Source organism: Acinetobacter sp. ANC 5414 (genome assembly GCF_013004295.1).
Lineage (GTDB): Bacteria > Pseudomonadota > Gammaproteobacteria > Pseudomonadales > Moraxellaceae > Acinetobacter.
On record NZ_JABERM010000003.1, the window covers coordinates 68561 to 87436 of the forward strand.

An 18876-nucleotide genomic window follows, 5' to 3' on the forward strand; every position below is an offset into this window, starting at 1 on the left:
ACTACTTCGAAGCGAGGTTGATTTTCGCTTCCATCGACAAGCCTACCCGTAATGGATGTTCAGCCAGTTCTTTCGGATCAAGTGCAATACGTACCGGTAAACGCTGAACCACTTTAATCCAGTTACCCGTCGCATTTTGTGCAGGAATTAAGGCAAAGGCTGAACCTGTCCCACCTGAAAAGCCCACCACTGTGCCGTGAAACTCAACATCATCGCCATATAAATCAGACGTGAGTGTGGCTTTCTGCCCGGCTTGTACCTTTGCCAGTTGGCTTTCTTTAAAGTTGGCATCGACATACAGTTTATTAATCGGTACCAGCATCATTAAAACGCTGCCTGCGGCAACACGCTGCCCCACCTGAATATTACGGCGGGTAATTACGCCATCAAACGGTGCCTTAATTTCTGTGCGTTCCAGATCAAGCAAAGCCTGTTTTAAATGTGCCTGCGCAATCTGAACATCAGGCGTCGATGTTTCATTACTACCGCGAATCAAGGCTTCATTGGCTGCCAAGGTACTTTGCGCTGCTTTTTGACTGGATTGTGCCTGAGCCAAACCGGCTTTTGCCAGATCCAGCCCTGCTTGAGCATTATTCACCGCACTCTGTGCAGTACTGAGTTCTTCTGTAGAAATTGCACCGGATGCACTGAGTTGGGTACGTCGTGCCAAATCATCCTGCGCTTTATTCAGTTCAGCTTGGGCTTTAGCGACCTGAGCTTCTGCGCTGTGAATGCCATCATCGCTGACATAGACTTGTGAATTTAAGGCACTGCTGTTGGCTTGCGTCTGTTTGTATTGACGTTTTGCTTTCAGCAATTCCGCTTGCGCCTGTGCAACCGCAATTTCTGCATCACGATTGTCCACCCGAACCAAGACATCGCCCTGTTTTACCGCTTGAGTATCACTCACCATAACCTGTGCAACTTGCCCATTCACCATGGAAGTAATAGATGCGGTTTCTGCACCGACATAGGCATTATCGGTAGTGACTGAATGATTTAAAAATAATGCCCAGATGGTATATAGCATAGCCGCAATGATGAAAATCAAGGCTACAATAGTTAAAGCTTTCTTGCGTTTACTTTTTAAGGCAGCATGTGAAATGGCTTGATCTTGTTCTGTTTCTGGCAGGGTGTTTTGCGCATCTGTCATCGATTATTCCTAAATCCAACAGACTTGGTCACTACACATCATATTTGTCGTTTTTATTGATTTTAAACGAACAGTTATGCAAGACAAATCAATGTCATGAAATGGTGTCGATGAGAAAGTCATTTTTTCTTTAATATTGCTGCGCATTTTAATGACAAAAAATCATGATGTGATAATAAAAATGTAACTCATCAGTCTTTAAAACGAATTAGGCACTGAATTTTCATTCAATGCCGAATCAACAGGTCAATTCTACTTCTTGTTAGTCCAATGCCCTTAAAGCAAACTTAATAGGCATAAGAGGCAATTGCAGTGGCAATCGGCTTATCTTCATCATTGACCAAGGTCATGCGCATGGTGCAACCCTTACGTCCTAAACGTAAGGGTTCAGCGCGTGCTATAAAACATTTGCCACGACCTGGGGCCAAATAATCGACCCGCATATCTACTGTTGCCAAGCGAGTGACTTTTTTAATGGTGTCGGGCAATTGATCAGGTTCAGCCTTTTTATATAACTCGCCCATTGCAACAATACCGCCGATACTGTCCAAAATCGTCGCAGCTACACCGCCATGTAGAATTTGAAAGGCAACATTGCCAATCATAAAAGGCTGCATTTCAATATAGGCTTCAATTTGTCCATCAACGACACGCATGACCATCTCGTTGTGTTTGAAGTAAGGAGAACTATTGAATGCATGACACAACTGCTTCAGGACAACATCGATATCCACTTTCGAGCCCAAATGAATATTTCCTGTCCAATGTTTATCTGAATTACTCATAATCTGCTCGAATACCTTAATTTGAGAAATAGCTATTAACTTTTGCCCCAAAATTTTATTCTGGGGCTACAATAGCCATAGTTTAATACTGATCATTGAGTTTGTTATGACTTATACGTTCAATCGCCCTGCATTTCCTGCGACTCGCATGCGCCGAATTCGAAAAAATGACAAATTGCGTTCTATGGTACGTGAAACCCAGTTGACGACAGATCATCTCATTTACCCAGTATTCGTACTTCCTGGGCAAAACCAAACCCAAGATATTCCAAGCATGCCCAATGTTCAGCGACTTTCTGCTGATCTGCTGTTAAAAAAATCAGAACGCTTGCTTGAATTGGGGGTTTCTAAACTCGCTTTATTCCCTGTAACACCACAAGAAGATAAAAGCCTAACTGCTGAAGCCGCTTGGGATGAAGATGGTCTGGTTCAAAATACCATTCGCCTGTTAAAAAAAGAATTGCCGGAAATGGTGCTGATCACTGACGGCGCACTGGATCCTTATACCACGCACGGTCAAGATGGCATTATTGATGACACGGGTTATGTGCTGAATGATGAAACTGTTGAATGCCTGATTAAACAGGCTTTAAGTCATGCCGAGGCCGGTGCAGATGTGGTTGCACCCAGTGACATGATGGATGGTCGTATTGGCGCGATTCGTACTGCGCTTGAGGCGAATGGTCATATCTATACCAATATCATGGCCTACTCGGCTAAATACGCATCTAGCTTCTACGGTCCTTTCCGTGATGCGGTCGGTTCATCCAGCAACCTGAAAGGTGGCAACAAATACAATTACCAGATGGATATCGGCAACCGCGCTGAAGCATTGCATGAAATTGCACTGGATATTCAAGAAGGTGCAGACATGGTGATCGTGAAACCGGGTATGCCTTATCTCGATATCGTGCGTGAAGTGAAAGATACTTTTGGCGTACCGACTTTCGTTTATCAAGTCAGTGGTGAATACGCAATGCTGGCCGGTGCGATTCAAAATGGCTGGTTATCAGATGATGTGATTATTGAATCGCTGATGAGTTGTCGCCGTGCCGGTGCCGATGGTATCTGGACTTACTTCGCTGAAGAAGCTGCGCTTAAACTCAAAGACATGAAATAAGGGTTAGTGGCGCAAGCGATGAAAATTGCCATCATTGGAGCAGGCATTAGCGGTCTATTGTCTGCTTTAGAGCTTGTGGAACAGGGATGTTCCGTGATTATTTTCGATCAGCAGCAAGCGGGAAAAGCCGCCTCCTGGGCGGGTGGTGGCATCCTTTCTCCCATGTATCCATGGCGCTATCCACGCGCGGTGAATCAACTGGCACAATATGGCAAATCGCTATATTTAAAATGGAATGAAAAATTAAAACCTGTCACGGGCATTGATTTTGAAATTCATGATACCGGCATGCTAATTCTGGATGAAAGCGATTTTGATATCGGACAGCGCTACGCCCAACAGTTTGATGAACCGATGCAGCAATGCCAACTACTACAACAGCCGCAACTGCAGCAGATCAATCCGCATATTTCCGCGCAATTTAGTCAAGCGTTGTATTTTTCACAGTTGTCTAATGTACGTAATCCACGCCTGCTCAAATCCATTATCGGCTATTTAAAACAACACCCTCGGGTACAGTTTTATGAAAATACCTGGGTAGATCATTTTCATATTCAACAACAGCGTGTGACCTCTCTTCAGACCCAATCTGGCCAACAGATTCAGGCCGACCAGATTGTCATTGCGACGGGTGCATGGTCCGCGCACTGGTCGCAACAATTGAACCTAACCATTCCGGTCAACCCCGTTCAGGGACAAATGCTGCTGTTTAAAACACCTGAAAAATGGTTGCCGACCATTTGCATGAACAAAGTGATGTACCTGATTCCGCGTCAGGATGGGCATATAGTCTGTGGTTCCAGTATGGATGAACTGGGTTTTGAACATCGGCCCAATATGCAAACCCAACAGAATATTTACAAAGCCTGTCTGGAGATGGTGCCGGAGCTTGAACAGTTTCCGATTGTGAAACAATGGGCAGGTTTAAGACCCAGCTCGCCTACTGGTGTGCCCTATATCGGGAAAATGCCAGAGCTTGACAATCTATGGGCCAACTTCGGACATTTCCGTAATGGCTTATGCATGGGTCCTGCCTCGGCACGTTTATTACGACAACTGATGCTTGAGCAACCCACAGGTGTAGATCCTGCCGCTTTTAGCACTCAGAGATTAAAATCTGAAGTTCTAACTACCCGCTAAAATATCAGCCAGAGCCAGTTTTAACGTGGGATATTTAAACTCAAATCCTAGCTCTTGCAATGCTTTCGGTTGTACATATTGACCGTTCAAAACCAGTTGCGCTTGCTCGCCCAACATTCCCTTCAAAACAAAAGCCGGCAAACAGAATAAAGGTTTACGATGCAGTTGCTGTGCAGCTGTTTGAGCAAATTGCCCTTGGGTCATTTTTTCTGGACAGACCACATTAAAAATTTGTGTGCCGGTTTCATTTAACATCAGAAATTCAATCGCACGCAGCACATCCTGAATATGCACCCAAACCACGGGTTGCCGTCCATGTCCAATTCGCCCCACCATATTCAGCTTAATGGGCAACAGCATGCGTGGCAGAATGCCTCCATTCTTGGCAAATACAATACCGAAGCGCACGATTTTGGTGTTTTGTTGCTGAAAACTTAATGCCGCCTGTTCCCATAGCTGACACAGTTCCGACATAAAAATAGATTGTGGCGCAGACTGTTCGGTACAAATGGTTGACCATTGTTCGTTCGGATCAATCCCGTAATAACCGACCGCAGAACCTGAGATAATACGTTTCGGAAAAATCTGTCTTTTTTCTAAATATCGATACAGCTGATGAGTGGTATCAACTCGACTCTCAATCAGTTGCTGCTTTCGTGTTGCTGTCCAACGTGCCTGACCAATATTTTCACCGGCAAGATTAATCACATAATCAATTCGATCAGTTTTAAGCTCATCAAGACTCTGAACCCAGGTGAGATCGGGATGATTAGATATCTTATTTTTCTGGCGGGTCAACCCAATCACTGCATAATCACGCGATAATAAATAAGGCAGTAGATGCGAACCAATAAAACCACTTGCACCTGTCACCAGTACGTTTTCTTTTAGCATTCGACCACCTCACCTGATTATTTCTATCTATAAAATAGAATCATTTTTAATTCAAGCGTATAGCAATTTATCTTAGCCAAACATTTTTTTCGCCATACGCTGGGCTTGTTTGCCATAAAACCAATAGGTCAAAATATAAAGCGGAATGGCAATGAGTAAAAACATAATCAATACGATGCTCATAAATTGAGGATTTTTCAAATACAGAAGGAAATTCTGCCAAACCTCGGGATCGCCTTTGGAAAATATGAAAATTCCAAGCAATAAAAATGCAAGGTTATAGCCCCAGAAAATCAGACTAAATCCTAAGGTAATTTTTTTCTGTTCTTGTTCGCTCGGTGCACGTTGTTGCTGTTTTAAAAATTTATAAAGTACTAAAATCATTGCAGTTAGATAAGGAATAATGGTGAGAATGCCGCCCATGCCTGTAGGCAGTAAAGCTGCCAATATTCCGCAGATACAGGTAAAAATAAAACAGAAAAAGAAAAACCATAAAAAATATCGACTTAGTGACACTCTATACCTGCTTAAGCAACTTTTAGAAGACCAGTATAAAAAAAAATTGAGTTTTTTTCAGTTTATTGTCAACCAATCTGTAAACCGCTGCGTTATATAGGGTAAGAAGTTCATAAACCCGTTAATTTGTACCGGCATCCACAATATTTTCGGTGAACTTTTCCTAAAGCAATAAACTTGGTTTCAAGTTTTAGTACGGAACAGCAGCCCAAGCTAAAACTTGCAACAGATTTTTTTTGACCGACGATTTCATCATCACTCGAATCGTCGGTCTTTTATTTTCCAGAGTCTATTTTTTCTTAGATTTACATTCAATGCACTAATTTAGCTGAATACCGCGATGGTTCAGTTAGCTATAAAAATAATTCTAATTATTGATCTATTAGCTAAAACTATTTCATTCCAAAGATTAACTTCAAGCCTAATAAAGTCATCACGCCACCGGCAATACGGTCAAAAATAGCTTTAAACTTTAAATATACATGGCGTGGTTTTTCTGCTGATAAGGCAACTGCGACCAATGAACACCAACCAGCATCAATAAAAAAACATAGAATGGGCAATACAAAATAATAATAAGCGGGAATTTCTTTAGGTAATAGTGCAGTAAAAATACTGGCCAGCACAATCGCAATTTTTGGATTTGAAAGTTGGGTGATGAGTCCGGTACTAAAAGCCCGGCGCAATGACATTTGAGAGCTTGTATTATTATTGGCTTCAATGGGGTCTTTGGCATGTTTAATAATTTTGGCAGCCAACCATAGCAAATATAAACCGCCACAGATTTTTAAAACCAGATATGCTGATGGCACCGCTAACAAAAATGCCTGTAAACCCAGCACCGCCAATAAACCAAAAACAGCCGCTCCAGTACCTGTACCTAAAGCGGTAAACAGACCATGTTTACGTGAAATAGCGATTGAATTTTTGGCGACATAAATCGATGTCGGCCCAGGACTCATTGCGCCTAGCATAAGAGCAAAGGCTATTGAGCCCAAAATCCAAAATGATTCCACGTGAAAAGCCTTGTATGAATTAATTTCGTGACAATTTTACAATTTTAAAATTTGAATATCTCGCTATTTTTCTCAGGTTTTTCGAAATTTCACCGAATAATTCACTAAAATTTTCTTTAATCACCCATAAAAGTATTTCATAGGCGAAATACAATCATTTATTTAAAAGCAGATGAACCAGGGACAAGCACTCCTGCTGAAAATCGTCCACAAAATCGACTTTTAGCACGACTAAATCCATAACAAGCTACAGGTAAACAAAGGTACAAGCAAAAAACTAAAGATGAATCGTAAAACTGAAAATCAAACCGACCATATCCCGTCCCTCTTAAAAAGAATTTTATAATATTGCGTACTGGCAATCCTTACTTTTGAAGTCTCTGAGTATTTTCACTTGCACTGAGCTGTGAGAGACGATAATCACTGTCATGAACGGGTACGCCACCAATAATCATGGTACGAACTTCAGTTTTCGGCTTGTTATAGTCATCTTTTGCATCACATGCTGTCAGCAACAATAGCAAGCAAATGGATAAACCCACGGATAGTTTTTTCATCACATATCCTCTTTTTTCATCATTGTTATATTTTCTAGCTTAGCACCAATGTGTATTTTTTAATCATTTTTTTATGCTTCTAATTCAACTATTTAAGATATTTTACAAATAAGCATCGATCGTAAATCTACAATATACAAAAATGTCCGTTCAAAATTTATTTCAATCAACTGAGTTATAAAAATTGAATGCCATTACACATTACAGTCGCGTGTCTGTAATGATCTCCATAGATATGCAGTCTCAAGCAAATAATATAACTGTAGATAAAAATATTTTGCGTACAATACGATTGAATATTCAGGGATCGTGATGAAATGTTTGATCAGATTGCACAGTCAGTAGCCTACCAAAAACTTAATCTTGATGCTGCTGTCTCAGTCACGGTTAAGCGATTAGATCAAATCCATCCGCAAATTTCCGGCAATAAATTTTTTAAACTGAAATACAACTTTCTTGAGGCTCAAGAACAAGGTTTAAATAAAGTCCTGACCTTTGGCGGGGCTTATTCCAATCATATTGCTGCAACAGCATATGCAGCACATTTATTTGGCTTCAAAAGCGTGGGGATCATTCGTGGTGAAGAACTGGCAGCCAAACCATTAAACTCTACTTTAACCACGGCGCAACAGTTTGGCATGCAACTGCATTTTGTTTCGCGTGAACAGTATCGTTTAAAAGATCAGCCTGAATATCTTGCAGCATTGAACCAACAATTTCCTGAACATTTTATTATTCCTGAAGGTGGAACCAATCCGCTTGCCATTCAAGGCTGCAAGGAAATTCTAAATACCGAAGACGTGCAAAATTATGATCTGATTTGCTGTGCCGTGGGTACAGGTGGAACTATTTCAGGAATCATTGAAGCGAGTGCAGAGCATCAAACTATTCTCGGTTTTTCAGCCTTAAAAGGTGATTTTCTGCAGCATGAGGTAAAACAGTGGACAACAAAGAAAAACTGGAAAATTACCGATGCCTATTGCTGTGGAGGTTATGCCAAAACTACGCCGGAGCTTTTTCAATTCATGCAGTCTTTTGAAGTCAAGCACAAGATTCCTTTAGAGCAGGTCTATACCGCCAAAATGATGGTCGGTTTGTTTGATTTAATTGAACAAAATTATTTTCCACGTAGCTCCCGTATTTTGGTGATTCATAGTGGTGGCTTACAAGGTCGGCACACGTGCTAAGATCAAGCCTGAAATTAGCAGTAAAATTGTCTATAATGCCCTGCTTTTATCTCCCGTGAGTTGTCCCATGTCTACAAATCAGTACGATGTCATTGTTTTAGGTGCAGGTGCATCAGGTCTGATGTTGGCATATATGGCGGCACAACGTGGTCGTAAAGTCTTGGTGGTGGAAAAAGCCAACAAAGTGGGTAAAAAAATTCTGATGTCTGGTGGCGGTAAATGTAACTTCACCAATCTATATGTCGAACCTGAAAACTACATTTCACATAATCCACACTTCGTGATTTCAGCGCTGACTCGTTATACCAACTGGGACTTTATTGGCTTGGTATGCGAACATGGTATTGAATATGAAGAGCGTAAACATGGACAACTTTTTACCTTAAACGGTGCCAAAGAAATTTTAGCCATGTTATTGGCTGAATGCGATAAAACCGGTTTGGTGGATATTAAAACCAACTGTGAAGTAAAAACTGTGACTCCTGTTGAGGGTCAAGGTTTTCAAGTAGCAACTTCTATGGGTTATTTTCAAGCTGAATCAGTCGTGGTGGCAACTGGTGGTTTATCGGTGCCGACCCTAGGGGGGTCAGGGATTGGTTATGAGATTGCCAAACAGTTTGGGCATCATGTCCATCCCACCCGTGCAGGTCTAGTACCTTTTACTTTTTCCGATCAATTCAAAGAAGTTACTACCCGTTTAAGTGGAAATGCAGTAGATGCGACACTCTCCAATGATTTAAACAGTTTTACCGAAGCCCTGCTGTTTACCCATCGTGGTTTAAGTGGGCCAAGCTCACTGCAACTTTCCAATTATTGGGATGTCGGTCAGCGCTTTAATATTAACTTCCTGCCTTATATCGACCTGGTTGATTTCTTTAAATCGAAAAAAAGCAGTCAACCGAAAGTCTTGCTGCGGACTTTGTTAAATGAGCATCTGCCTAAAAGTGTGGTACTGGAATTACAAAATTTGATCTGGGCTGAATCGGCAGATATGCCAATTGGTAATTTGAGTGATGAAAAACTTGAACAGATTGCTCAGCGCTTGCATGCTTTTGAAGTTAAACCATCCGGAACGGAAGGTTATCGTACTGCAGAAGTGACTTTAGGCGGTGTGGATACCACAGAAGTTTCATCCAAGACCATGGAAAGTAAAAAGCAAAAAGGTTTATATTTTGTTGGGGAAGTTCTTGATGTCTCTGGTCATTTAGGCGGTTTTAATTTTCAATGGGCATGGGCGTCTGCACATGCCGCATCGCAATATGTTTAATAAATACTAATTATTCTAAATAATCAGTATGTAATAAACGAACAGGTTTAGCCTGCTGTAAACGAGCAATTGTGATCTCCATTTTCGCAATTGCTTGTGCTTCAGATGAAGCTTCAGCAACGTTCAACATCGTCGCAAGTGACTTAAAAAAATTATTTAATAACATCATGATCTCCTTTTATTATTACCATTCATACATCCAAGTATGATCTATAACATTTCATTCACATTAATCTAAATGCTTATATTCTATGAAATAGTTAATTTATAAATAGCATAAAAAGCCAAGAAAAACGATCATTTTTTAGCTATTTTTTCATTTTGGTTTTCTTGTGACTTATCTACTGAATAATCACGCTTTACCTGTTTATGTGCTTGCTTCGCTCTAGCAAATACAAATTTATAGGCACTGATAAAGAAACCTGCAGTAATTCCTGCAATCACAATCGGTGCAATAAATTTATTCGGTTCTTTTTTTGACATCATGATCTCCTTTTGAATATTAAATAAAAGACCGACCACATTGATGTGGTCGGTCTGCTACAAAACTTATAGGTTATTTAGGGTCATCTTTAGGATGAATATCAACATCTTGTTCAGGTTCACCTGTTGAACCATACGGATTATTTAACGGCTTATTTTCGGGATCGACCTGTAGACCATTATCTGATGGAGTAAGACGTACATCATTGGTTGATGTTGAACTCTCTACGATTGTCGATGGAGGTGGTGCGCTTGGAGATGTTTTCGGAACATCCGGTTGATAATCTGGATTAGGATATTTTGCTTTCTCTTTGGCTTGATTAATCAAGTCAGTCAATACACGCTCAGCAGGCTGACGACCGCCTAAACCAAAGGCCAAAGCAAATGCCACTGCCACTGCACCCAACGTTAAACCGAAGGCAAGATTCACGATAGAATCGGCAATACCCATTGCGCGTAAACCCATAGCAATCACTAAGCCCATAATCAGGATACGAACCAGGTTTGCTAACCATCGTGAACTGTTATATTCACCACGTCCAATGACTTTCGCGACCAGATTTGCTAGCCAGAAGCCGATCATCAAGATAACAGCACCCAGTAAAATATTGGCACCGAACTGGATAAACATCGAAATAAGCACACTCACCTGTTCAAAACCAAGTCGGTTTGCTGCTTCCGATACTGCAAAAAGCATGGTAAAGAAAACAATCATGTAACCCACAATGCAAGACACTTTAGTGGTGCCTAAAAAGCGTTGTGCATCCATTTTGGCAGGTAATTCATCAACGCCTGTTCCAGCCAATACGTCAACCACCAAATTGGCCACGAAACGTGAAACCACATAAGCCAGAATTAGAATTAGACCAGCCGCAATAATATGCGGAATGGCATTCATAATCTCATACAACATCGCAGTCGCGGGTTGTGAAATGGCCTGAATACCTAAGGCTTCAAATGCAATGATGAGGGAAGTAATAATAATGATGGCGAAGACAAATGAACCTAACATTTTTGGCAAATTAGAATTTTTTAAGAAACCAATTTTTTGTGCCTCATGCTGCAAATTCAAACCGCCCACCAGACCTTCTACAATACCGCGTACAATTTTTGCCAAGATATAACCAACAAAAACAATAACAGCAGCAATAAAAATATTGGGTAAGAATGAAACGACTTCATTCACCATATTTTGTATAGGGAATAACAGACCGTTGAGACCTAAAATAGACAATACAATCGGTAGGAATAACAATAAAATCAGCCAATAGACAATATCGCTAATATTTTTGCTGATTGGACTGACACCGACATCTGCACTCAGTTTTTCATCTAGCTTGGTACGGTCAAGTAGTTTTTGCATGCCGACTTTAACCAGATTGGCCACAATCCAGCCAATAAAACCAACTGCCACTGCAGCTAAGAGTTGTGGAATAAACAACAGGAATTGCTGAACCATATTACTAAATGGTCCACTCACACCAGTAAGATTAAGTACATTTAATGCGCCTATGACCGCAATGATCATCACGATCCAGAACACGACACGCGATACAATACTTTCAATATTTGAGCGATGTCCGGTTGCACTTGAAAGTCTTTGATTTGTCCCTATTTTTTCTAAAACTTTTTTAACTCCTGCTGCAATAATAAGAGCAAGAATCCAACCAACCAATAAAATAGCAACAGCGGCTAGAATGGGATGGAATTGATTCCAGTAATACATGGCATCAAATTCTCCCCCTCTAGGGCCTCCAGAAAAATATTCATTCATGTTGTATTTCCTCTTGTTATTACTTATTGAAGTCTTACGGCGATGAATCGCTTTATTATCTTGACTAAGTTATCTTGACCAAGCCTATTGAGCGTGAGCCGAACCAAAAATCACGAGGTTAAAAACACATTAGAATTTGCTTATTTTTTATTCAATACAAACCATCACAAATACAACAAAAGCGCACATTAGATTGCACAAAAGCCCTAGTCTTTTCAGACTAGAGCTTTAATAAAAAGATAATTTAAGTTTCCAGTTAATAGTCTTTTGCAGTGGCCGTATCTTTATCGGTAGCAACTGCTTCATCACCCGATGTACCAGTTGTCGTATTATTCGGTGTCGCGGGTTGGGCTGAAGGATTAGGATGTCCAGGAGGGGCATCTTTAGGGGTTGGTTCCTTATCCGCAAACATATAAGCCAGTAATGCAATAAAGAAAACACCCACAAGAATTAGAATATAAACAGGCAAACGTTTCTTTTGCGATCTTTCTTCTGGGGTAATTACATGAGGTGGTTTATTGAAATCATGTGTCATATTCCTATCCCCTCTTTTTTGTCATGTCCGTATTTTTATATTAGCAATACTTCTTATTCTGTTATGTGTAAAAGCATAGTGACATGGTGAATACATGTAAATTTCCTTTAAACGGCTTAAGCTTAAAAAATCCGTTTTGGATTAGCTTGGGCGGCTGATTCTACAACCATTTCATGTTCATCTTTCAGTTTGACACCAGAGAGTTGCAACTGTCGTGACTTTCTCATCAGTGCCATTAAACGCTGAATGGCAATTTGTTCAGATAACCCAGCAGGACGTACATTGGAAATGCAGTTCCGCATCGCATCATGGCAACCTTTATAGGCATTCCAAGTGTAGTAAATTCCCATACTGTCGGGTGAACTCAAACCCGGACGCTCACCTATCAACATCACCAGCATTTTGGCATTTAGAATCTGGGCAACTTCATCACCCAAAGCTACGCGACTTCCCGTTGCAATCACTAAAGGCGCAACAGACCAAGCTTCATTGATACAATACTGGTGTAATTCTGCAATAAAATGCGCTGCATTATCTTCAATGGCACGTGCGGATAAACCATCACCCGCCACAATCACCACATCATATTCAGTTTGATGTTGCTGCTGATATTGCTTTACTAACTGTCTGGATGCTTCCGACAGTTCCCGACCTAAATCCGGGCGTTTTAGGTAAGTATCTTTATCTTCTGTGCAACTAGAAATATGCAAAATATCAGTATCTAGCTTTGTCAATTGCTCTTCTAAGGCTTGAACATCGAGTACTTTTAAAACTGCATCTTTGGCCTGCGCGTGTGCAAGCTGGAATTCCAGCGATGGTTTAGTCGGAAAACTGCCACCGACTCGCCCTAATGCAATACGGGCATCGGTAAACTGTTTCAGTTGTTCCCAGGAATTTTGCTTCAGCTCTGGTTGAAATTGAATATCGTATTGAACTGTCATCATCAAATCCTCGACTCATGACATGATTAAACGGGAGAACTTTTCAGGCAGCTGGTTCGGCCATTCCAGTTGTGTGTAATGCTGTTTTAAAATTCCTTGTTGTTCCAGCCAGGCTGCAAACTCGGGTGCAGGCTGCAAACCTAATAATTGGCGAATATATAAAGCATCATGAAAAGAGGTGGTTTGATAATTCAGCATCACATCATCCGAACCCGGAATGCCCATAATGAAATTAATTCCGGCATTGGCCAGCAAAGTTAACAGTACATCCATATCATCCTGATCGGCATCGGCATGATTGGTATAGCAAATATCACAGCCCATCGGCAGACCCAGTAATTTGCCACAGAAGTGATCTTCTAGTCCTGCACGGATAATCTGTTTGCCGTTATATAAATATTCAGGCCCGATAAAGCCCACTACGGTATTGACCAGAAAAGGATGATATTTCCGAGCTACGGCATAGGCTCTGGCTTCCATGGTTTGTTGATCTACGCCATGATGTGCATTACTGGATAAGGCACTGCCCTGTCCGGTTTCAAAATACATCACGTTCTGTCCCACCGTCCCCCGTTTTAAACTTAAAGTAGCTTCATAGCCCTCCTGCAACATGGCTAAATCAATCCCGAAAGTGCTATTGGCGGCTTGTGAACCGGCTATCGACTGAAACATTAAATCGACTGGCACATTTTTATTGACCAGCTCTATGCCAGAACTGATATGCGTCAAAACACAAGACTGGGTCGGTATCTCATATTCATGAATAATATGATCCAGCAGTTTTAGTAATTCAGAAAGATTCTGCAGATTATCCGTAGCCGGATTAATGCCTATCACGGCGTCACCATTGCCATACATCAAACCATCTAAAATACTGGCGGAAATCCCGAGTAAATCGTCAGTGGGATGGTTCGGCTGTAATCGGGTCGAAAGCCGTCCTTCTAATCCAATGGTGTTACGAAATTGGGTGATCACCCGGCATTTCTTTGCGACCAGAATCAAGTCTTGATTGCGCATAATCTTGCTCACTGCAGCCACCATTTCTGGTGTCAGACCGGCTTGTAAATGCTGTAATTTTTCTGTTGTTGCATCCTCACTCAACAGCCAGTTGCGAAAGTCTCCTACGCTAAAATGTGAAATGGGATAAAAAGCCAGTGCATCATGCTCATCAATAATTAAACGGGTCACTTCATCCTGATCATAATCAATCAAAGTTTCTTGCAAAAATTGCTTGAGTGGAACATCTGCCAGACACATCTGTGCTGCAACCCGTTCCGTTGCATCTTGTGCTGCAATTCCTGCCAGCTGATCGCCCGAGCGTTCCGGTGTAGCTTTTGCCATTAAAGTTTTCAAGTCTGCAAAAACATAATGATGATGAGCTACATTGATTTGATACAACATGATGCATTGCTCCTGATTGTATAATTATTATTTCAGTTCCTGTTCCGCAGCCTGAATATTGGCAAACTCTTCTTCTGGCGTTCCGGCAACCAATTGATTTCTGCTATATAACAAGAAATAAACAATAAATGCTGCATAAATTGCTGCCGCCATCAGCCAGACTTTAGGGTCAACCACAAAGCCTGCTACTACTGCAATTGCGGCAAGAATTAAGGCAACCGATGCAGTAATGATTCCACCCGGTGCTTTATAGGGACGTGGCATATCAGGTTTTGAAATTTTCAGTTTGATGTAGGCCATCATCATCAGCACATAAGAAATGGTTGCACCAAAAACAGCCATCAAAATAAGTAGATCACCTTCTCCTGTTAAAGACAGCATAAAACCAATAATACCCGGAATAATAATCGCCCAATGCGGAGCATGGTTGTTATTTGTTAAAGAGAGTTTTTTCGGTAAATAGCCGGCACGTGACAGCGCAAAGACTTGGCGTGAATAGGCATAAATAATCGAGAAGAAACTGGCAATTAACCCTGCCAAACCGACAAAGTTTACAAAGCCTGCAAGCCAAGTATTTTCACCATAGACCGCTTTTAAAGCATCAACCAGTGGTGCACCTGAATTTTTTATCTGCACCCGCTGCACCAGTCCCTAAAACCAAAATGCTTAATGCAAAAATGGCAAGGATGACCATAGAACCAATTAAACCACGCGGTAAGGATTGATGTGGCTCTTTGGCTTCTTCAGCCGCTAAAGGCACGCCTTCCACTGCCAGAAAAAACCAGATTGCATAAGGTACTGCGGCCCAAATGCCTAAATATCCTAAAGGCAATAATGCACTCGAACCCACAGCGTCAGTATTGACTGCAATGTTGAATAAATTTTCACTCTTAAAATGCGGCGCCATGGCGAAAATAAACACCAATAAGGCGACAGCGGCAACGGCGGTAATCAAAAAGATGATTTTTAAGGCTTCGCCTGCACCTTTTAGATGCATGCCCATAAACACCAGATAACAGACCAGATAAATCATCCAGCCACCGATCCCAAATAACGACTCGCAATAAGCCCCAATGAAACAGGCAATTGCTGCAGGGGCAATGGCATATTCAATGAGAATAGCCGTTCCTGTGAGATAGCCGCCTAAAGGACCAAATGCAGTACGCGCAAAACTGTAACCACCACCCGCTGTTGGCAACATAGTCGACATTTCCGACATCGCCAGACACATGCAAAGGTACATGACAGCCACGATCACTGTGGCAATAAACATGCCGCCCCAACCACCTTGAGCCAGACCGAAATTCCAACCGGCAAAGTCACCCGAAATCACATAAGCCACACCCAGACCGACCAACAACAACCAACCGACTGCACCTTTTTTTAATTGTCTTTGGGCAAAGTATTCTTCTGCTGTATTTCCCGCTATTGGGGTATTCTCGATGACATCTTTAACATCTGACATACGCACCTCTTATTTTATCTAATCAATAAGAGAGTTATGCATAAGCCATACCAATTTTAAAATTTGGTAAAAAAATGCATGAAGCGACTGTAGTATGAAAATAAATGAAGAGGATTTTTATCTTTAATCTTGCATGAAGATGAATCTGGCTTTAGGTGCTGAAACAGCTAAAATGAGCTATAATTATGCACCTTGTTTTTCATGCTGCTTAACTTTATGGCGTATCGACAGCAATCTGTAACGCTTGATCTGGACACTGATGTCACTCATCAATGTTGCTTGCATTACACTCGTGATGAACATCTCATTGGGATTATTGAATTTAATAAACCCAGTTACATGCTTAAATGGGGTGACTTAGAATATTTTCGTCGTCGTACCGAAGAATTTTCAGTGATGCCTTTCCCTGAATGTATCAATGCGATGGTGATTGATATTCGTAATATCGCACCCTTTTTAGACAATGAAGTACCGATCATTCCTTGGCGTTTATTGGAAGAGGAATGCCCAATTCGCTTGGTGGTTCCGCAAGACCGTCTTGAACATTATTCAGGTCTGTTTGAACCGACATGGTTGACTGCGGATGTTGAAACCGCGATTCAAGAAATTCGTGAATATATCGATATGTTTGTACATTAATTATAATTATTAGATTTAATTTATATATCCCTCTTTAATGAGGGATTTTTTGTGCCTTGTATTCCCTCTCCTTTTAGGAGATGAGCAGCACTGCTGCGCAAGGGAGAGGTCTTTTTAATCATATTCCTAACAACATCATAGTATTGAACATTCAAAAGAAGAAAAAACATTTCATTTATTGGCTTCTTACCGCTTTTTACCCTCACCCCATCCCTCTCCCATAGGGAGAGGGTGAAAATATGCTATTACCAATAATTCTCAACTGCAATATTCCCTTCACCACGGCGGTTCATGATCAAACCACGTGCCTTTAAGGCTTCCTTGGTGTCTTCGACCATTTGTGGGTTACCGCAGAGCATGACGTGACTGGTTTCAACATTAAATTGCAAACCTGCCGCTTTTTCTAATTCGCCATTTTCGATCAGTACAGGCAAGCGATCATGTAATGCTGCGTTTGGATCACGGGTGATAATCGGGATAAATTTAAAGCCGCTATGCCCTTCGCCAAAAGTTTCAGCAATTTCCTGAATGCGCTCTACATAAGCGAGTTCAGCTTCGGTTCGCACACTATAAACCAGATTAATCTTTTGATATTTAGACCATGTGTCAAAATCTTGCAGCATGGAAATAAACGGTGCCAAGCCTGTGCCAGTAGCGAGCAGCCACAAGTCATTCGGTAATGGAAGCTGATAACGTGCAAGCGTTAGGAAACCATAGGGTATTTTTTCCAAGTACAGTTCATCGCCGACTTGCAAATGTTGTAAATTCGAAGTGAAGGCACCCTCTGGAACTACAATTGAAAAGAATTCCAAGGTTTCATCAAAAGGTGATGACACCACGGAATAAGCTCGAACCACCAGTTCATCACCCACTTTTAGGCCAATACGTGCAAACTGCCCTGCAGTAAATTTAAAATGTGCAGGTCGTGTCATGGTAAAACTGAATAAGGTATTGATCCAACGGTGTACAGATAAGACTTTTTCTAAGCTAAATTTTTCAATTGACATGATTTCAACGTGGCATGAAAGACTATGCTCATGGTAGCATGACCACATAATTTATTAATATTTTTTAAATGTTAAGGCTCTATTCATGCGCATGACTTTACGCCAGTTGGCTGTTTTTGTAGCAGTCGCCCAAGAAGGCACAGTAACCAAAGCCAGTGATGCCGTAAAACTCACCCAAAGTGCTGCAAGTATGGCTTTAGCCGATTTGGAAGATGGCTTAGGTGCTCCGCTGTTCGATCGCTTAGGTAAACGTCTACAATTGAATGATTTAGGACGTTATCTATTGCCACAAGCTTTAGAAATTTTAGGTCGTTGCGATGCCTTCGAGCAGGCAGCCAAAGGCGAGCTACAAAGTATCGACTTACGCTTAGGTGCAACGCTCACAATTTCAGATTACTTAATGCCCGATTTAATGGCAGATTTCCTTCAAATTCAGCCACAAGCGCATTTACAACTTCAAGTCGGCAATACCCGCCAGATGATTGAAGCTGTGAATCAGTTCCAGCTGGATTTAGCTTTAATTGAAGGTTCATGTCATTTACCGCAGTTGCAATGTATTCATTGGCGTGATGATGAACTGGCAGTGTGCTGTTCACCAAATCATCCGCTTGCACAGCTTGAACGTGCATTAACCCCGGCTGACTTTGAGGCTGCAGGGGTAGAATGGATTTTACGTGAAGAAGGCTCAGGTACTCGTGAAGTCTTTGATAATGCGATTCTCAAAGATTTACCCGATGCCAATATCCGTTTAACCTTGGGTCATAATGAAGCAATTCTGAAAATTGTGGCAGGCGGCATTGGGATGTCCTGTATTTCTAAACTCGCCATTGAACCTTTGCTTGAAAAAGGTCAGTTGGTCATTTTAGAAACCCCGTTCTGGCAACTCACCCGTCCATTGTTCATGTTGGTACATCGTCAAAAGTACCAAGGTCCGGGGTTAAAAGCCTTTATGAAATTCTGCGAAGAATAATTTAAAGTCATAAAAAAGCGCCTCAA

19 protein-coding genes and 1 pseudogene are annotated in these 18876 nt (G+C 41.4%); 6 read left to right on the top strand and 14 right to left on the bottom strand.

The genetic code is table 11. The features are described 5' to 3' along the window. Nucleotide 1: 1 nt before the first annotated feature. Both HLH18_RS03140 and HLH18_RS03145 read right to left on the bottom strand, forming a co-directional pair. Nucleotides 2-1153, bottom strand: a complete 1152-nt coding sequence (locus tag HLH18_RS03140; RefSeq protein WP_171545755.1) for an HlyD family secretion protein — start codon at nt 1151-1153, stop codon at nt 2-4. Between the two features lie 287 nt (nt 1154-1440). Beyond that, nucleotides 1441-1938 (bottom strand): thioesterase family protein, encoded by a 498-nt coding sequence (locus HLH18_RS03145; RefSeq protein ID WP_171545756.1) that lies wholly within the window; start codon nt 1936-1938, stop codon nt 1441-1443. 106 nt (nt 1939-2044) lie between these two features. On the opposite strand from HLH18_RS03145, the gene hemB reads away from it, so the two are divergent. Next, on the top strand, nt 2045-3058 hold the full coding sequence (gene hemB, locus HLH18_RS03150) for a porphobilinogen synthase (RefSeq protein WP_086194320.1): 1014 nt from the start codon (nt 2045-2047) through the stop codon (nt 3056-3058). An 18-nt stretch (nt 3059-3076) separates the two neighbouring features. Beyond that, nucleotides 3077-4198: a glycine oxidase ThiO gene (thiO, locus tag HLH18_RS03155; protein ID WP_171545757.1), complete on the top strand. Its 1122-nt coding sequence runs from the start codon at nt 3077-3079 to the stop codon at nt 4196-4198. Here the strand turns inward: thiO and HLH18_RS03160 are convergent. The 4 genes from HLH18_RS03160 to HLH18_RS03175 all read right to left on the bottom strand — a co-directional run bounded on the left by HLH18_RS03160 (nt 4184) and on the right by HLH18_RS03175 (nt 7181). Further along, nucleotides 4184-5092 (bottom strand): TIGR01777 family oxidoreductase, encoded by a 909-nt coding sequence (locus HLH18_RS03160; protein WP_171545758.1) that lies wholly within the window; start codon nt 5090-5092, stop codon nt 4184-4186. The genes thiO and HLH18_RS03160 overlap by 15 nt on opposite strands. Before the next feature lie 72 nt (nt 5093-5164). After that, nucleotides 5165-5608, bottom strand: coding sequence for an ABZJ_00895 family protein (locus tag HLH18_RS03165; RefSeq protein ID WP_171545759.1), 444 nt, complete (start codon nt 5606-5608; stop codon nt 5165-5167). Between the two features lie 392 nt (nt 5609-6000). Further along, nucleotides 6001-6624, bottom strand: a complete 624-nt coding sequence (locus HLH18_RS03170) for a LysE family translocator (protein ID WP_171545760.1) — start codon at nt 6622-6624, stop codon at nt 6001-6003. 365 nt (nt 6625-6989) lie between these two features. Further along, complete coding sequence (locus tag HLH18_RS03175) at nt 6990-7181, bottom strand: NF038215 family lipoprotein (RefSeq protein WP_171545761.1); 192 nt, start codon at nt 7179-7181, stop codon at nt 6990-6992. 317 nt (nt 7182-7498) lie between these two features. Here HLH18_RS03175 and HLH18_RS03180 point away from each other — a divergent pair, with 317 nt between their 5' ends. Together HLH18_RS03180 and HLH18_RS03185 are read left to right on the top strand one after the other, a co-directional pair. Next, the gene (locus HLH18_RS03180) at nt 7499-8368 is read left to right on the top strand and encodes a 1-aminocyclopropane-1-carboxylate deaminase/D-cysteine desulfhydrase (protein ID WP_171545762.1); all 870 of its coding nucleotides are present in this window, start codon (nt 7499-7501) and stop codon (nt 8366-8368) included. A 67-nt stretch (nt 8369-8435) separates the two neighbouring features. Further along, nucleotides 8436-9635 carry a BaiN/RdsA family NAD(P)/FAD-dependent oxidoreductase gene (locus tag HLH18_RS03185; protein WP_171545763.1) on the top strand — a complete coding sequence of 400 codons (1200 nt, stop codon included), beginning with the start codon at nt 8436-8438 and terminating at the stop codon, nt 9633-9635. 10 nt (nt 9636-9645) lie between these two features. Here HLH18_RS03185 and HLH18_RS03190 read toward each other — a convergent pair whose 3' ends face one another. From HLH18_RS03190 to eat, 7 genes and pseudogenes are all read right to left on the bottom strand, one after another. Continuing rightward, a complete protein-coding gene (locus HLH18_RS03190) occupies nt 9646-9801 on the bottom strand; it encodes a hypothetical protein (protein WP_171545764.1) in 156 nt (51 codons plus the stop codon). A 131-nt stretch (nt 9802-9932) separates the two neighbouring features. Beyond that, the gene (locus HLH18_RS03195; RefSeq protein ID WP_171542470.1) at nt 9933-10118 is read right to left on the bottom strand and encodes a hypothetical protein; all 186 of its coding nucleotides are present in this window, start codon (nt 10116-10118) and stop codon (nt 9933-9935) included. A 73-nt stretch (nt 10119-10191) separates the two neighbouring features. Beyond that, nucleotides 10192-11892 (bottom strand): mechanosensitive ion channel, encoded by a 1701-nt coding sequence (locus HLH18_RS03200; RefSeq protein ID WP_171545765.1) that lies wholly within the window; start codon nt 11890-11892, stop codon nt 10192-10194. 256 nt (nt 11893-12148) lie between these two features. Then, nucleotides 12149-12427 (bottom strand): hypothetical protein, encoded by a 279-nt coding sequence (locus HLH18_RS03205; protein WP_131292058.1) that lies wholly within the window; start codon nt 12425-12427, stop codon nt 12149-12151. Nucleotides 12428-12549: 122 nt separating this feature from the next. After that, nucleotides 12550-13368, bottom strand: a complete 819-nt coding sequence (gene eutC, locus HLH18_RS03210) for an ethanolamine ammonia-lyase subunit EutC (RefSeq protein ID WP_171545766.1) — start codon at nt 13366-13368, stop codon at nt 12550-12552. Nucleotides 13369-13383: 15 nt separating this feature from the next. Continuing rightward, on the bottom strand, nt 13384-14769 hold the full coding sequence (locus HLH18_RS03215; RefSeq protein ID WP_171545767.1) for an ethanolamine ammonia-lyase subunit EutB: 1386 nt from the start codon (nt 14767-14769) through the stop codon (nt 13384-13386). Nucleotides 14770-14796: 27 nt separating this feature from the next. Next, a pseudogene (gene eat, locus HLH18_RS03220) lies at nt 14797-16234 on the bottom strand (ethanolamine permease). A gap of 216 nt (nt 16235-16450) precedes the next feature. On the opposite strand from eat, the gene HLH18_RS03225 reads away from it, so the two are divergent. Continuing rightward, the gene (locus HLH18_RS03225) at nt 16451-16873 is read left to right on the top strand and encodes a hypothetical protein (RefSeq protein WP_171528517.1); all 423 of its coding nucleotides are present in this window, start codon (nt 16451-16453) and stop codon (nt 16871-16873) included. A gap of 245 nt (nt 16874-17118) precedes the next feature. Here HLH18_RS03225 and HLH18_RS03230 read toward each other — a convergent pair whose 3' ends face one another. Then, the gene (locus tag HLH18_RS03230; RefSeq protein WP_171545768.1) at nt 17119-17880 is read right to left on the bottom strand and encodes a ferredoxin--NADP reductase; all 762 of its coding nucleotides are present in this window, start codon (nt 17878-17880) and stop codon (nt 17119-17121) included. 85 nt (nt 17881-17965) lie between these two features. Here HLH18_RS03230 and gigC point away from each other — a divergent pair, with 85 nt between their 5' ends. Then, on the top strand, nt 17966-18850 hold the full coding sequence (gene gigC, locus HLH18_RS03235) for a LysR family transcriptional regulator GigC (protein ID WP_131289365.1): 885 nt from the start codon (nt 17966-17968) through the stop codon (nt 18848-18850). Nucleotides 18851-18876 lie beyond the last annotated feature (26 nt).